This is a genomic window from Variovorax sp. J2L1-78, assembly GCF_030317205.1.
In the GTDB taxonomy this organism is placed as follows: Bacteria; Pseudomonadota; Gammaproteobacteria; order Burkholderiales; family Burkholderiaceae_C; genus Variovorax; species Variovorax arabinosiphilus.
Map to the genome: position 1 here is coordinate 846,008 of NZ_JASZYB010000003.1, position 15,537 is coordinate 861,544.

Consider the following 15,537-nt stretch of genomic DNA (forward strand, 5'->3'; position numbering starts at 1 on the left):
TGCTTCTTTCTTCTCCTGCGACCACCCTTCTGAATGCTTGCTTTCGTTCTCCGTCGCCTGTTCCAGGCTGCGATCGTGCTGGTCGCGGTGGCATTCATCTCCTTCCTCCTGTTCCAGTACGTGGGCGATCCCGTGGTGTTCCTGCTGGGCCAGGACGCCCGACCTGAGCAGATCGCCCAACTGCGTGCCGATCTGGGGCTCGACCAGCCCTTCTTCGTGCAGTTTTGGCATTTCCTCTCGAACGCCGTGCAAGGCGAGTTCGGCCTGAGCCTGCGCCAGGGCGCCAAGGTGTCCCGGCTGATCGGGGAGCGCTTCCCGGCCACGCTCGAATTGGCGCTGGTGGCGGCCGTGCTGGCGCTGGCCGTCGGCGTCCCGATGGGCGTGTACACGGCGCTACGTCGCGGCACCTTCATGAGCCAGTTCTTCATGACGCTGTCGCTGTTGGGCGTGTCGTTGCCGACCTTCCTGATCGGCATCCTGCTGATCCTGGTGTTTGCCGTGCACCTGGGCTGGTTCCCCAGCTTCGGGCGCGGCGACACCGTGCAGCTGGGCTGGTGGAGCAGCGGGCTCTTCACGCGCGACGGCTGGCACCACCTGGTATTGCCGGCCGTGACGCTGGCCATCTTCCAGCTCACGCTGATCATGCGACTGGTGCGTGCCGAGATGCTCGAAGTGCTGCGCACGGACTACATCAAGTTCGCGCGCGCACGGGGTCTCAGCAACCGCGCCATCCACTTCGGCCATGCCTTGAAGAACACGCTCGTGCCGGTGATGACCATCACTGGGCTGCAGTTGGGCGGCCTGATCGCCTTTGCGATCATCACGGAGAGCGTCTTCCAGTGGCCGGGCATGGGCCTGCTCTTCATCCAGGCCGTGACCTTTGCCGACATCCCGGTGATGTCTGCCTACCTCTGTCTCATTGCGCTGATCTTCGTGGTGATCAATCTGGTGGTCGACCTGCTGTACTTTGTCGTCGACCCGCGGCTTCGCGTCGGCAAGGCCGGGGGGCACTGATGCAGGCCGCACGCATCCGACCGGCGGGCCGCGCGTTCGCCCATATCGCCGAGTTCCATTCCGAACTCACGGCCTTGCGGCGTGAGTTGCATGCACACCCCGAACTTGGCTTCGAAGAGGTCTACACCGCGGCGCGCGTGAAGGAGGCCTTGCGGGCCTGCGGCGTGGACGAGATCCACGAAGGCATCGGCAAGACCGGTTTCGTCGCCGTGATCCGCGGCCAGCGCGACACGCGGGGCGCCATGATCGGCCTGCGCGCTGACATGGACGCGCTGCCGATGACCGAGCACAACGACTTCACCTGGAAGTCGGCGAAACAGGGCCTGATGCACGGCTGCGGCCACGACGGCCACACGACCATGCTGGTCGGGGCCGCCCGCTACCTGGCCAAAACCCGCAACTTCGATGGCACCGCCGTGCTCATCTTCCAGCCCGGCGAGGAAGGCTTTGCCGGTGCCCGCGTGATGATCGAGGACGGGCTGTTCGACCGTTTCCCGGTGCAGTCGGTCTACGGCATGCACAACTGGCCATCGATGAAGCCCGGCACCGTCGGCATCAACATGGGCGCAATGATGGCGGCGGCTGACCGCGTCACCATCGACGTCACCGGCCGCGGCGGCCATGGCGCGCACGCCTACCAGACGGTCGATCCGGTGCTGGTGTCGGCGCACATCATCACGGCGGCGCAGAGCCTGGTGTCGCGCAACGTGCGGCCGATCGACAGCGCCGTGCTCAGCCTGGTCGCGATGCAGGCGGGCGACCTCGGCGCCTTCAGCGTGATTCCCGGCAAGGCGACCCTCGTGGGCACCGTGCGCACCTTCAACCCCGAAGTGCAGGACCTGATCGAACGCCGCCTGAGCGAGCTGTGCAGCGGCGTGGCGCTGGGCTTCGGCGCGAGTGCCAGCGTGCACTACGACCGCATCTATCCGGCCACCATCAACACGCCGCGCGAAGCGGCCTTCGCGGCCGACGTGGCCGAGCGCCTGGTGGGCGCCGAGCATGTCGATCGCGACATGGAGCCGAGCATGGGCGCAGAGGATTTCTCGTTCATGCTGCAGGTCAAGCCGGGCGCCTACCTGCGCATCGGGCAGGGCGGCGCCGGTGGCGTCGGCAGCACCTCGCTGCACAACAGCCGATACGATTTCAACGATGAGATCCTGCCGCTCGGCGCGGCCTTGCACGCTGGTCTGGCCGAGCAAGGCATGCCGCTCGAGGCGACTTGAATTTTCCTTTTTCCAACGCAGTCAGGAGTCTTTCCATGAAGTTCAAATCCACCGTGCTCGCCACCGCTGTCCTGTCTGCGCTGTGCGCGGCCAGCCTGTCGGTCGGTGCGCAGACCATCCGCATCGCCAACCAGGGCGACGCGCTGTCGCTCGATCCGCATTCGCTGCAGGAATCGCTGCAGCTGAGCACGACCAACAACGTGTACGAAACCCTGGTCGGCCGCAACAAGGATCTGTCCGTGGCGCCGGTGCTGGCCACGAGCTGGAAGCAGACTTCGCCAACCGTCTGGCGCTTCGAGCTGCGCAAGAACGTGCAGTTCCACGACGGCACGCCCTTCACCGCCGACGACGTGCTCTTCAGCTTCGCGCGCGCTGCCGGCGAAGGCTCGGACATGAAATCCAACACAACCGACATCAAGGAGGTGCGCAAGGTCGGCGACCATGTCGTGGAGATCGAGACCAAGGGCCCGTTCCCGATCCTGCCGGACGTCCTCACCAACCTCATGATCATGAGCAAGAAGTGGTGCGAAGAGAACAAGGCCACCATTCCGGTCGATCGCCGCAAGGGCATCGAGAACACGGCCTCGTTCAAGGCCAACGGCACGGGTCCGTTCCGCGTGCGAGAACGCCAACCGAACGTGCGCACCGTCTTCGTTCGCAACCCCACCTACTGGGGCAAGATCGAAGGCAATGCCCAGGAAATCATCTTCACGCCGATCGCCAATCCGGCCACGCGGGTCGCGGCTCTGGTGTCCGGCGAGATCGACGTGATGGAACCGGTGCCCGTGCAGGACATCGCCCGCATCAACGCGAGCCCCAATGCCCGCGTGATCGCCGGCCCCGAACTGCGCACCATCTTCCTGGGCATGGACCAGAAGCGCGACGAACTGCTGTACTCGAGCGTGAAGGGCAAGAACCCGTTCAAGGACAAGCGTGTTCGCCAGGCCTTCTACCAGGCCATCGACATCGTGGGCATCCAGCGCACCGTGATGCGCGGTGCATCGCGTCCGACCGCACTGATGGTCGGCCCCGGCATCAACGGCTGGAATGAAGCACAAGACAAGCGCCTGCCGCTGGACGTCGAAGGCGCGAAGAAGCTGCTGGCTGACGCAGGCTACCCGAGCGGCTTCGAAGTCACGATGAACTGCCCGAACGACCGCTATGTGAACGACGGCCAGATCTGCCAGGCCGTCGCGGGCAACCTCGCGCGCATCGGCGTGAAGATCAATCTCGCCACCGAGACCAAAGGCACCTACTTCCCGAAGATCCTGCGCCGCGACACGAGCTTCTACCTGCTGGGCTGGACGCCGGCCACCTACGACTCGCACAACGCGCTGACCGCGCTGATGGCCTGTCCGGACGACAAGACGGGTGCTGGTCAGTTCAACCTGGGTGCGTACTGCAACCCGAAGGTCGACGAACTGACCAAGAAGATCCAGTCGGAAACCGACAAGCCCAAGCGCGACGCGATGATCAAGGAGGCCTTCGATCTGCATACCGCGGATATCGGCCACCTGCCGTTGCACCAGCAGACGCTGGCCTGGGGCGTGAGCAAGAAGGTGTCGCTCACGCAGATGGCCGACAACTACATGCCCTTCAAGTGGATGAGCATCAAGTAACCACCTCCGATCCGGCTCACTGCGTGTAGCCGGTTCCCCCTCAAGGGGGCAACGCCAGCGGCCCGGCAGAGCCGGTTCCGCGGCGTTTCACGAACGGGCTTCGCTTCGCTTGCCACGAAGAAGCGGGCGCAAGCCCATCTTGTTTCTCACGATGATCAAAACACTCACGCGCTGGGCCGACAGCGACGTCGGTTACAGCTTCCGGACTTCGCCCGTCGCCATGGTGGCGGCGCTGATCGCGTTCGTCTGCATCTTCTGCGCGGCCTTCGCCGGATGGGTGTCGCCGCACAACCCGTTCGACCTGGCCAAGCTCGAGCTCATGGACGCCCGCCTGCCGCCCGCCTGGTACCCCGAAGGCACGCGCAAGTACCTGCTCGGCACCGACGACCAGGGGCGCGACATCCTCTCGGCCGTCATCTACGGCGCGCGCATCTCGCTGATCGTCGGCGTCGTGTCGGTGTTTCTCTCGGTCGCGGTCGGTACCTTGCTCGGGCTGATCGCCGGCTTTCGCGGCGGCTGGGTCGATTCGGCGCTCATGCGCCTGTGCGACGTGATGCTGTCCTTCCCGCCGATCCTGGTCGCACTGCTCATCTCGGGCGTCGGCCGGGCCCTGTTCCCGAACGCCGACACCACCGTCGCCTTCGGCGTGCTGATCTTCTCCATCTCCCTGACCAAGTGGGTCGACTACGCCCGCACGGTGCGCGGCTCCACCATGGTCGAGCGCAACAAGGAATACGTACAGGCCGCGCGCGTCACCGGCGTGGCGCCGATGCGCATCATGCTGCGCCACGTGCTGCCCAACGTGACCGGTCCGGTGATGGTGCTGGCGACCATCCAGGTGGCCACGGCGATCATCACCGAGGCGACGCTGTCCTTCCTGGGCGTCGGGGTGCCACCCACCTCGCCGTCGCTGGGGTCGCTGATCAGCACCGGCAACCAGTACCTCTTCTCCGGCGAATGGTGGATGACGGTGTTCCCCGGCCTGATGCTGGTGCTCATCGCGCTCAGCGTGAACCTGCTGGGCGACTGGCTGCGCGATGCGCTCAACCCGAGGCTCCGCTGATGACCCAACCCTTGCTCCAAGTCCAGAACCTGGTCGTCGAATTCCCCGGGCGCCGCGGCACGCTGCGCGCGCTCGACGACATCTCCTTCGACATCGCACCGGGCGAGATCCTCGGCGTGGTGGGCGAGTCCGGTGCCGGCAAGTCGCTGACCGGCGCGGCCATCATCGGCCTGCTCGAGCCGCCAGGGCGCGTCGCGGGTGGCGAGATCCGCCTCGAGGGCGAGCGCATCGACCAGCTCTCGCACGACAAGATGCGCCACATCCGCGGCCGCAAGATCGGCGCGATCTTCCAGGACCCGCTGACCTCGCTGAACCCGCTCTACACGGTGGGCCGCCAGTTGGTGGAAACCATCCAGGCCCACCTGCCGGTGAATGGGGCCGAGGCGCGACGCCGTGCCATCGGCCTGCTGCAGGACACCGGCATCCCGGCCGCCGAGCAGCGCATCGACCACTACCCGCACCAGTTCTCCGGCGGCATGCGCCAGCGCGTGGTGATCGCCCTGGCGCTGGCGGCCGAGCCCAAGCTGATCGTTGCCGACGAGCCGACCACCGCGCTCGACGTGTCGATCCAGGCGCAGATCATTCAGCTGCTCAAACGCATCTGCAAGGAGCGCGGCGCGGCGGTGATGCTCATCACCCACGACATGGGCGTGATCGCCGAAACCTGCGACCGTGTGGCCGTGCTCTATGCCGGCCGCATCGCCGAGATCGGCCCGGTGCAGGAGGTGATTCATCAACCGGCGCACCCGTACACGATGGGCCTGATGGCGTCGATCCCCGACATCGAGGTCGACCGCGAGCGCCTCAACCAGATCGACGGTGCCATGCCCCGCCTGAACGCCATTCCGCGCGGCTGCGCCTACAACCCGCGCTGCCCGCGCGTCTTCGAGCGCTGCACGCAGGAGCGGCCCGACCTGCTCAATGCCGGCGCCACGCGCGCGGCCTGCTGGCTGCACGATGCGCACGACCCGCACACGGCGCTGCACCGCACGGGAGCGCCCGTATGAGCACGACGACCTCGATGAACGCCGCGCAGGCCGGCGTGCCGCTGGTCGAAGTGCGCGACCTGGCCAAGACCTTCGACGTTTCGCCACCCTGGCTCAACCGCATGATCGAGCGCAAGCCGAAGCAACTGCTGAATGCGGTCGACGGCGTCAGCTTCGAGATCGAGCGTGGCAAGACGCTGGCGCTGGTCGGCGAATCGGGCTGCGGCAAGAGCACGGTCGCGCGCCTGATGGTCGGCCTGTACGGCCCCACGCGCGGTGGCATGCAATTCGACAACCAGGATGCGCACGCCGCCTTCAAGACGCCCGAAGGACGAACGCTGCGCCGCCGCATCCAGATGATCTTCCAGGACCCGTATGCGAGCCTGAACCCGCGCTGGATCGTGGAAGACATCATCGGCGAGCCGCTGCGCGAGCACGGCATCCTGCAGAAAGGCCCGGCGCTCAAGCAGCGCGTCGGCGAGCTGTTGCAGTCGGTCGGTCTGAGCCCGCTCGACATGTCGAAATACCCGCACCAGTTCTCGGGCGGCCAGCGCCAGCGCATCTCGATCGCGCGGGCGCTCGCCACGCAGCCGGAATTCCTGGTGTGCGACGAACCGACCTCGGCGCTCGACGTGAGCGTGCAGGCGCAGGTGCTCAACATCATGAAGGACCTGCAGCGCGAGCAGGGCCTGACCTACCTCTTCATCTCGCACAACCTCGCGGTGGTGCGGCATGTGGCCGACCAGGTCGGCGTGATGTACCTGGGCCGCCTGGTCGAGGTGGCCGACAAGCACATGCTGTTCGATTCGCCGCAACACCCGTACACGCGGATGCTGCTCGACGCCATCCCGCAGATGAAGCACACCGGCCGCTCGCGCACGCCGGTGCAGGGCGAGGTGCCCAACCCGCTCAACCCGCCGACCGGCTGCACCTTCCACCCGCGCTGCCCGCACGCCAATGCACGCTGCAAGGCCGAGCGGCCGCCGCTGCAGATGCTGCGCGGCGTGAAGGTGGCCTGCCACGCGGTGGAAGAAGGCCGGATCTAGCTCCGACCGCGCGGCGAGCTACTGCTCCTCGCTCCACGAGAAGCCGTCGCGCGCGATCATCGCGCTCGACGCGCTCGGCCCCCAGGTGCCGGCCGCGTACGGGCGCGGCGCGCCGTCGGACGACCAGCTGTCGATCAGCGGCTCGACCCAGCGCCAGGCCTCTTCCTGCTCGTCGCTGCGCACGAAGAGGTTGAGCCGGCCGTCGATCACGTCCAGCAGCAGCCGCTCGTACGCGCCGACGCGTTCGCTGCCGAAGCGCTTGTCGAAATCGAGGTCGAGCTGCACCGGCGCCAGCGGCTGCGTCGCATCGCCGTTGCTGCGCTTGCGGTTGTTCTGCGCCTGCGACAACAGGTGCAACTCGAGTCCGTCCTTGGGCTGCAGGTTGATCACCAGCCGGTTCGCGGCGCCGGTCGGCGCGCGGAAGATGGCGTGCGGTGTGGGGCGGAAGTTCACCTCGATGCGCGCGTCGCGCGAGGCCAGCCGCTTGCCGGTGCGGATGTAGAAGGGCACGCCGGCCCAGCGCCAGTTGGCGATCTCGGCGCGCAGCGCGACGAAGGTCTCGGTACGGCTCTGCGGGTCGATGCCCGCTTCCGACAGGTAGCCCGGCACCCGCTCGCCGTAGGCTGTGCCGGCCGTGTACTGGCCGCGGATGGCGTGCAGGCCCAGCGTCTCGGGCGTCCAGGGCTTGAGCGAGCGCAGCACCTTGAGCTTCTCGTCGCGCAGCGCGTCGGCATGCGCGTTGATCGGCGGCTCCATCGCGATCGCGCAGACCAGCTGCAGCGCGTGGTTCTGCACCATGTCGCGCAGCGCGCCGGTCTGGTCGTAGAAGGCGCCGCGCTTTTCCACACCCAGGTCTTCGGCGATCGTGATCTGGATGTTGGCGATGTGCTCGCGCCGCCAGATCGGCTCGAACAGCGCGTTGCCGAAGCGCAGCGCGAAGAGGTTCTGCACCGAGGGCTTGCCCAGGTAGTGGTCGATGCGGAAGACCTGCTTCTCGCTGAGCACCTTGCGCACCGCGTCGTTGATGGCGCGGTTCGATGCCAGGTCGTGCCCCAGCGGCTTCTCGAGCACGACGCGCGTGCGCGGCGTGTTGAGGTTGGCCGCCGCGATCTGCTCGACCACCTGCGTAAAGAGCGCCGGCGCCGTCGCCACGTACATCACCACCGTGTCGGCATTGCGGCGCTTGAGCATGTCGGCCAGCTGGGCGTAGTGGCCGGGCTTGGACAGGTCCATGCGTAGGAAGTACAGCATCGAGGCGAACTTCTTGAACTCCTCGGGGCTCGGGCGCTTGGCACCTTCGACCGCGGCGAAGCGCGACTCGATCAGCTCGCGGTACTGGTCGTCCGACAGGTCGTCGCGTGCCACGCCGATGATGCGCCCGCCCTCGGGCAGGCTGCCGTGGCGGAAGGCCTGGAACAGCGCGGGCATCAGCTTGCGCCATGCCAGGTCACCGGTGCCGCCGAACAGAACGAGGTCGAAGCTCATGGAAAAGGAATCCGTGGAGTTGGGGGAGGGCCGAGCACGAAGCTTGCCACCCGAATGGTACCGGCCGCCGGCCCATCGCACGGCGGCCCGACCCCCGCCGACGCGCCATGAAACAATCGCACCCATGAATGTCGTTTTCGATCTCGGTGCGGTGGTGGTGGCCTGGGAACCGGCCCGGCTCCTCCAGGCGCATTTCCCGGAGCGCGCGCCGACGGCGGAGGCTGCGCAGGCACTGGCCAGGGCCTTCTTCCACCACGAGGACTGGCTCGCCTTCGACTGCGGCATCCGCAGCGTCGACGAGGTGGTGACCCGCAGCGCGAGCCGTCTGGGCCTGTCGGAAACGGTGGTGCACGACATGATCGCGCCGCTGGGCGAACGGCTCGACCCGATCCCCGAAAGCATCGAACTGCTCGACCAGCTCCGCGCCCGGCGTGATGGTGGCGAGGACGTGCGCCTGTACTACCTGTCGAACATGCCGGTGCCGTATGCGCGGGCGCTGGAGCGGCGGCTGCCGTTCTTCCAGTGGTTCGACGGTGGCGTGTTTTCAGGCGACGTGAAGCTCGTCAAACCGAACAGCGAGATCTACGAACTGCTGGCCTGGCGCCATGGCTTCGATCCCGCGCAGACCCTCTTCATCGACGACACGGCCGCCAATGTCGAGGCGGCACGCGCGCTGGGGTGGCGGGCCATCCACTGCACGGCGCCCAAGGCATTGGGCGCGCAGGTGACGCGGCATCTGGCGCCGCCCGACCAGCCCTCCGTCTGAGCTCAGTTCGAGGTGCCGGTGCGCACCACCTTGTCGACGTCGAAACCCAGGCTGCGCGCATAGTCGAGGTAGGTGTCGAGCGTGGCCGCATCGAGCACCGGGTCACGTGACAAGACCCACAGGTAGTCGCGGTCCGGCGTGCCGACCAATGACACCTCGTAATCGCGGTCGAGCTTGAGGATCCAGTAGTCGCCCCAGGCCATGGGAAGCCAGCTGAGCCAGGATGGCGCGAAGCGCACCTCGAGCCGCCCGGCACCGGGCTGGCCCGCGACCGGCACCACGCGGGCGGTTCCCACCGCTTCCTCGAAATTGCCGTCGGCCAGGATGCAGCGGTTGCGCACTTCGATCGTCCCGTCGGGCAACGGCGTGTATTCCGCCGTGACCGGACCGGTGCATTGTTTCTGGAAGCGATTCGGCAGGCGCGCCTGCTCGTGCCACATGCCGGCGTAACGCTTGAGGTCGACCGGCGCGACCGCCTGCAACGGCGCCCGCATCAGTGGCGCACCGTCGGCCGGGCCGGCGAGGGCATGGGCACGCGCGCTGCGCGCCACCCCGAAGGCAGCCAGTGCCAGCACGCCACCCACGCAGAAGGCGGTGGCCAGCGTGCCGATCGAGGCGCTGAAGCGGCGGTCGTCGAACGGAGCGGGAGCGGGGGGCGTGCGGCGGCGATTCGGCATGGGGCTTCTCCAGAAATGCAGCCTCCGAGCGTAGGTGCCCCGGCTTGCCGCGCTCGTCAGCCATGGACCACACGGCCTGTAGTTTCCGGACGGGATAATGGCCGCATGAACCAACTCGATGCCCTCCGTCAATGGACCACCGTGGTCGCCGACACCGGTGACTTCCGCCAGCTCGCGCAGTTCAAGCCGCAGGACGCGACGACCAACCCGTCGCTCATCCTGAAGGCCGTGCAGAAACCGGACTACCGGCCGCTGCTTGACGACGCGGTGAAGACGCACCGCGGGCTCGCCGTCGACGAGGTCATCGATCGGCTGCTGGTGCGCTTCGGCACCGAGATCCTGTCGCTCATCCCCGGTCGCGTGTCGACCGAAGTGGACGCCCGCCTGAGCTTCGACACCGCCGCCACCGTGGCGCGGGCCGACCGCATCGTGGCGCTGTACCGCGCGGAAGGCATCGACCCCGAGCAGCGCCTGCTGATCAAGATCGCCGCCACCTGGGAAGGCATCGAGGCCGCGCGCATCCTGGAGCAAAAGGGCATCCACACCAACCTCACGCTGCTGTTCTCCTTCGCGCAGGCGGTGGCGTGCGGCGCGGCGGGTGTGAAGCTCATCTCGCCCTTCGTCGGGCGTATCTACGACTGGTACAAGAAGTCGGCCGGCAGCGCCTGGGACGAGGCCGCGCGCAGCGGTGCCAACGACCCCGGCGTGCAGTCGGTGCGGCAGATCTTCGACTACTACAAGCGCCACGGCATCGCCACGGAGGTGATGGGCGCGAGCTTCCGCAACACGGGGCAGATCGCCGCGCTGGCGGGCTGCGACCTGCTCACCATCAGCCCCGACCTGCTGGCGGAGCTGGCCGCCAGCGATGCGCCGCTGGTGCATGCGCTCGACGCCGAAGCGGCGAAATCGCGCGACATCCCGAAGGTCACGCTCGACGAGGCAGCCTTCCGCTTTGCGCTGAACGAGGACGCGATGGCCACGGAAAAGCTGGCCGAAGGCATCCGCGCCTTCGCCGCCGATGCCGTGAAGCTCGAGAAGCTGATGCAGGAGGTGCAATGAGCGCGCGCACCGGCGTGCGCTGCGACCGCACCGCGGGCTGGACGCAATTGCAGGCGCACTATGCCGAGTCCGGCCGAAGCTTCGACCTGCGCACCGCCTTCGAGACCGACGGTGATGCGCGCTTCGCCGCCTTCAGCGAGGCGGCGCCGCATGTCTTCGCCGACCTGTCGAAGAACTTGATCGATGCGCGCACCGAAGCGCTGCTGCTGGCGCTGGCGCGCGAATCGGGCCTGGAGGCGCACCGCGACGCGATGTTCGCCGGCCAGCCGATCAACCGCACCGAAGACCGCGCGGTGATGCATTTCCTGCTGCGCACACCGGTCGACGTCCCCGTGGCCGCGCACAACCAGGCCGCGCTGGCCGACGTGCATGCCACGCTCGACGCGATGCTGGCGTACGCGGAGCAGGTCCGTGGCGACCACACCATCACCGACGTGGTGAACATCGGCATCGGCGGCTCCGACCTCGGGCCGCAGATGGCGGTGCTGGCACTCGACGAATTCGTCGCGCCGGGCAAACGCTTCCACTTCGTCTCGAACGTCGACGGGCACGAGCTGGCCGGCGTGCTCAAGGGCCTGGCGCCCGAACACACGCTGTTCCTGATCGCCTCGAAGACCTTCACCACGGCCGAAACCATGGCCAATGCGCAGTCGGCCAAGCGCTGGTTCGCGCAGTCGGGCGGGGTCGACGTGGCGCGCCACTTCGCCGCGCTCACCACCAACGTCGAGGCCGCGCGCGCCTTCGGCATCGAGAAGACCTTCGGCTTCTGGGACTGGGTGGGCGGGCGCTATTCGTTGTGGTCGGCCATCGGGCTGCCGATCGCGCTGGCCATCGGCGCCGAGGGCTTTCGCGCATTGCTGGCCGGCGCGCACGCCATGGACGAGCACTTCCGCACTGCGCCGCTGGCGCAGAACCTCCCGGTGCGCCTCGGCCTGCTCGATGTCTGGTACCGCAACTTCCACGGTTTCACCAGCCGCAGCATCGCGCCGTACCACAGCGCGCTCAAGCGCCTGCCGGCCTACCTGCAGCAGCTCGAGATGGAAAGCAACGGCAAGCAGGTCGACGCCAGTGGCGAAGCGCTGACCTTCGGCACCTCGCCCGTGTTGTGGGGCGAGCCGGGCACCAACGGCCAGCATGCCTATTTCCAGATGCTGCACCAGGGCACCGACGTGACCCCGCTGGAATTCGTCGCGGTGCGCGATGCGGCGCACGAGCTGGAGGGCCACCACCCCAAGCTGCTGGCCAACGCGCTCGCGCAGGCGCAGGCACTGATGGTCGGCCAGGTGGATGCCGGCGGCCACAAGAACTTTCCCGGCAACCGGCCGAGCACCTTCTTCGTGCTGGAGAAGCTCACGCCCGAAGCCCTCGGTGCCTTCCTTGCGATGTACGAACACCGCGTGTTCACCAGCGGTGCGCTGTGGGGCATCAACAGCTTCGACCAGTGGGGCGTGGAACTCGGCAAGGTGCTCGCCAGGGACATCGAGCCGCGGCTGGCCTCGGGCGATACGACCGGGCTGGACGCGTCGACGGCCGGGTTGCTCACGCGCCTGCGCTGAGCGCAGGGAGCTCTTCGGGGCCGCCTGTCATCGGCGACCCGATCCCCGCCGATATGATGGCCCGGGGTCTTCCCGTGGGAACGAAAAAGAGGAGTTGTCATGAATTTTCAACAGGCCGTTGCGACCTGCTTTGCCAAGTACGTGGACTTTTCGGGCCGCGCGTCGCGCGCCGAGTATTGGTGGTTCTTCCTGGCCTATCTCGTGCTCGCGGTGGTGGGCAGCTTCATCCACCAGTACCTGTACTTCATCGTCGTGCTGGCGTTCATCCTGCCGATGCTCTCGGCCGGCGCGCGCCGGCTGCACGACATCGGCAAGAGCGGCTGGTGGCTGCTGATCGGGATCATCCCGCTGGTGAACCTCGTGCTGCTGTACTTCGCGGTGCAGCCGAGCGCACCCGAATCCAACGAGTACGGCCCGCCGCCGACGGTCTGAGGCGTTCTCCTGCCACCGAAGGGCCGCCGACGCGGCCCTTTTTCATGCGATTTGCCCTTAGACGCCGGTGCCGACCAGCGCGGGCTGGGCGCGGTACACCGCGGGGAACATGCGCTTGAGGTTGTCGACCTTCGGGATGTCGTTGATCACGATGTACGGATGGTCCGGATGCCGCGTCAGGAAGTCCTGGTGGTACGCCTCGGCGGGATAGAAGCGCTTCTGCAGTTCGATGGTGGTGACGACCGGACGGTTGCCGAAGGTCTTGGCCTGCGTCAGCTGCGCGATGTAGGCCTGCGCGATGCGCGCCTGCTCGAGGTTCTGCGCAAAGATGGTCGAGCGATACTGGGTGCCGGTGTCCGGCCCCTGGCGATTGAGCTGCGTGGGATCGTGCGCCACCGAGAAGAAGATCTGCAGCAGGCGTGCGTAGCTGATCTGCCGCGGGTCGTAGCTGATGCGCACCGCTTCCGCGTGGCCGGTGTTGCCTAGGCCCACGTCATCGTAGCGGGCCGTTTGCTCGGACCCGCCGGCATAACCCGACACCGCGCCGCTCACGCCCTTGACGTGCTGAAAGACCCCCTGCACGCCCCAGAAGCAGCCACCAGCGATGACGGCCACCTCGCTGGTGCTGCCAGGCGCCACCGCCGGGTCCGTGCCGGGTGCCGGCACCACCACCGCCGCTTCGGCCGCGGCCGATGGTCGTGCGGCCAGCCACACCCCGCCGCCGGTCGCCAGCGCCAGGGCCGCCAGCAGCGAACGGCGGCGTTGCAGTGCAGGAATCGGTGTGGCTTTCATGAGGTGTCTCCGTCGATGGGAAAGCGGCAGTGTCGTTCAACCGGAAGCGCCGTTCTCGCACGCATGAAAAAAGCCCTGCAGCTCGCGCTGCAGGGCTTCGGTTCGGATGCGTGATGCAGCCGCAGGGGCAATTACATGCCCATGCCGCCCATGCCACCCATGCCGCCCATGTCAGGCATGCCGCCGCCGGCGCCCGCTTCGTCCTTCGGTGCTTCGGCGACCATGGCTTCGGTCGTCAACAGCAGCGAGGACACCGAAGCGGCGTTCTGCAGCGCGGTGCGCGTGACCTTCGTCGGGTCCAGGATGCCCAGTTCGAGCATGTCGCCGTACGTGTCGTTCGCAGCGTTGAAGCCGTAGTTGCCCTTGCCGGCCAGCACAGCGTTCACCACCACCGAGGCTTCGCCGCCGGCGTTGTTCACGATTTCACGCAGGGGTGCTTCGATGGCCTTGAGCACCAGCTTGATGCCGGCTTCCTGGTCGGCGTTGTCGCCCTTGATCGAGTCGCCCACGGCTTGCTTGGCACGCAGCAGTGCCACGCCGCCGCCAGCCACGACGCCTTCTTCCACTGCAGCGCGGGTGGCGTGCAGGGCGTCTTCGACGCGAGCCTTCTTTTCCTTCATTTCGACTTCGGTGGCAGCGCCGACCTTGATCACGGCCACACCGCCGGCCAGCTTGGCCACGCGCTCTTGCAGCTTTTCACGGTCGTAGTCGCTGGTCGCTTCTTCGATCTGAACGCGCACTTGCTTGACGCGGGCTTCGATGTCACCAGCAGCGCCGGAACCGTCGATGATGATCGTGTTTTCCTTGCCCACTTCGATGCGCTTGGCTTGGCCGAGGTCGGCCAGCGTCACCTTCTCGAGCGTCAGGCCCACTTCTTCAGCGATGACCTTGCCGCCCGTCAGGATGGCGATGTCTTCCAGCATGGCCTTGCGGCGGTCGCCGAAGCCAGGGGCCTTCACAGCCACGACCTTCAGGATGCCGCGGATCGTGTTCACGACCAGGGTCGCCAGGGCTTCGCCTTCGACTTCTTCGGCAATGATCAGCAGCGGACGACCGGCCTTGGCGACTTGTTCCAGCGTCGGGAGCAGGTCACGGATGTTGCTGATCTTCTTGTCGAAGAGCAGAACGAAGGGGTTGTCCAGAATCGCGGATTGCTTTTCGGGGTTGTTGATGAAGTAGGGCGACAGGTAGCCGCGGTCGAACTGCATGCCTTCGACGACGTCGAGTTCGCTGTCGAGCGACTTGCCGTCTTCGACGGTGATCACGCCTTCCTTGCCGACCTTGTCCATCGCGTCAGCGATGAGCTTGCCGATGGTTTCGTCGCTGTTGGCCGAGATCGAGCCGACTTGCGCGATTTCCTTGGACGTGGTGGTGGGCTTCGATGCCTTCTTCAGCTCGGCGACCAGGGCCGTGACAGCCTTGTCGATGCCGCGCTTGAGGTCCATCGGGTTCATGCCGGCAGCCACCAGCTTGAAACCTTCGCGAACGATGGCTTGGGCCAGGACCGTGGCGGTCGTGGTGCCGTCACCAGCGTTGTCGCTGGTCTTGGAGGCCACTTCCTTCACGAGCTGGGCGCCCATGTTCTGCAGCTTGTCCTTGAGTTCGATTTCCTTGGCGACGGACACACCGTCCTTGGTCACCGTGGGGGCGCCGAACGAACGCTCGAGCACCACGTTGCGGCCCTTGGGGCCCAGGGTCACTTTGACTGCGTTGGCCAGGATGTTGACACCCTCGACCATGCGTGCGCGGGCTTCGCCGCCGAAGACTACGTCTTTTGCTGCCATGTTGAATTACTCCGAATGATTGATGGAATGAGCGG

At 66.8% G+C, this 15,537-nt stretch carries 14 protein-coding genes; 10 read left to right on the forward strand and 4 right to left on the reverse strand.

Going from position 1 to position 15,537, the window contains the following annotated elements; translation table 11 throughout:
- Nucleotides 1-33: 33 nt before the first annotated feature.
- From QTH86_RS22415 to QTH86_RS22440, 6 genes are all read left to right on the forward strand, one after another.
- Nucleotides 34-1,014 carry an ABC transporter permease gene (locus tag QTH86_RS22415; RefSeq protein WP_286648356.1) on the forward strand — a complete coding sequence of 327 codons (981 nt, stop codon included), beginning with the start codon at nt 34-36 and terminating at the stop codon, nt 1,012-1,014.
- The gene (locus QTH86_RS22420) at nt 1,014-2,237 is read left to right on the forward strand and encodes a M20 aminoacylase family protein (RefSeq protein WP_286648357.1); all 1,224 of its coding nucleotides are present in this window, start codon (nt 1,014-1,016) and stop codon (nt 2,235-2,237) included. Before QTH86_RS22415 ends, QTH86_RS22420 begins: the two co-directional genes overlap by 1 nt.
- Before the next feature lie 35 nt (nt 2,238-2,272).
- Complete coding sequence (locus tag QTH86_RS22425) at nt 2,273-3,856, forward strand: ABC transporter substrate-binding protein (RefSeq protein ID WP_286648358.1); 1,584 nt, start codon at nt 2,273-2,275, stop codon at nt 3,854-3,856.
- Between the two features lie 151 nt (nt 3,857-4,007).
- Nucleotides 4,008-4,919 (forward strand): ABC transporter permease, encoded by a 912-nt coding sequence (locus tag QTH86_RS22430; protein ID WP_286648359.1) that lies wholly within the window; start codon nt 4,008-4,010, stop codon nt 4,917-4,919.
- Nucleotides 4,919-5,926, forward strand: a complete 1,008-nt coding sequence (locus QTH86_RS22435) for an ABC transporter ATP-binding protein (protein WP_286648360.1) — start codon at nt 4,919-4,921, stop codon at nt 5,924-5,926. Before QTH86_RS22430 ends, QTH86_RS22435 begins: the two co-directional genes overlap by 1 nt.
- Nucleotides 5,923-6,951, forward strand: a complete 1,029-nt coding sequence (locus QTH86_RS22440; RefSeq protein ID WP_286648361.1) for an ABC transporter ATP-binding protein — start codon at nt 5,923-5,925, stop codon at nt 6,949-6,951. The genes QTH86_RS22435 and QTH86_RS22440 overlap by 4 nt, the downstream gene beginning before the upstream one ends.
- An 18-nt stretch (nt 6,952-6,969) precedes the next feature.
- Here QTH86_RS22440 and zwf read toward each other — a convergent pair whose 3' ends face one another.
- On the reverse strand, nt 6,970-8,436 hold the full coding sequence (gene zwf, locus QTH86_RS22445) for a glucose-6-phosphate dehydrogenase (RefSeq protein ID WP_286648362.1): 1,467 nt from the start codon (nt 8,434-8,436) through the stop codon (nt 6,970-6,972).
- 124 nt (nt 8,437-8,560) lie between these two features.
- Here zwf and QTH86_RS22450 point away from each other — a divergent pair, with 124 nt between their 5' ends.
- Nucleotides 8,561-9,202, forward strand: a complete 642-nt coding sequence (locus QTH86_RS22450; protein ID WP_286648363.1) for an HAD family hydrolase — start codon at nt 8,561-8,563, stop codon at nt 9,200-9,202.
- A gap of 2 nt (nt 9,203-9,204) precedes the next feature.
- Here the strand turns inward: QTH86_RS22450 and QTH86_RS22455 are convergent, their stop codons facing one another.
- A complete protein-coding gene (locus QTH86_RS22455; protein WP_286648364.1) occupies nt 9,205-9,879 on the reverse strand; it encodes a lipocalin family protein in 675 nt (224 codons plus the stop codon).
- Between the two features lie 105 nt (nt 9,880-9,984).
- Here QTH86_RS22455 and tal point away from each other — a divergent pair, with 105 nt between their 5' ends.
- From tal to QTH86_RS22470, 3 genes are all read left to right on the forward strand, one after another.
- Nucleotides 9,985-10,938: a transaldolase gene (gene tal, locus QTH86_RS22460; protein WP_286648365.1), complete on the forward strand. Its 954-nt coding sequence runs from the start codon at nt 9,985-9,987 to the stop codon at nt 10,936-10,938.
- Entirely contained in the window at nt 10,935-12,494 is a 1,560-nt protein-coding gene (gene pgi / locus QTH86_RS22465; RefSeq protein WP_286648366.1) for a glucose-6-phosphate isomerase, read from the forward strand. The genes tal and pgi overlap by 4 nt, the downstream gene beginning before the upstream one ends.
- Nucleotides 12,495-12,593: 99 nt before the next feature.
- Complete coding sequence (locus QTH86_RS22470) at nt 12,594-12,926, forward strand: DUF805 domain-containing protein (protein WP_286648367.1); 333 nt, start codon at nt 12,594-12,596, stop codon at nt 12,924-12,926.
- A gap of 57 nt (nt 12,927-12,983) precedes the next feature.
- On the opposite strand, the gene msrA is transcribed toward QTH86_RS22470, so the two are convergent.
- A complete protein-coding gene (gene msrA / locus QTH86_RS22475; protein ID WP_286648368.1) occupies nt 12,984-13,718 on the reverse strand; it encodes a peptide-methionine (S)-S-oxide reductase MsrA in 735 nt (244 codons plus the stop codon).
- Between the two features lie 131 nt (nt 13,719-13,849).
- Nucleotides 13,850-15,502 (reverse strand): chaperonin GroEL, encoded by a 1,653-nt coding sequence (gene groL, locus QTH86_RS22480; protein WP_286648369.1) that lies wholly within the window; start codon nt 15,500-15,502, stop codon nt 13,850-13,852.
- Nucleotides 15,503-15,537 lie beyond the last annotated feature (35 nt).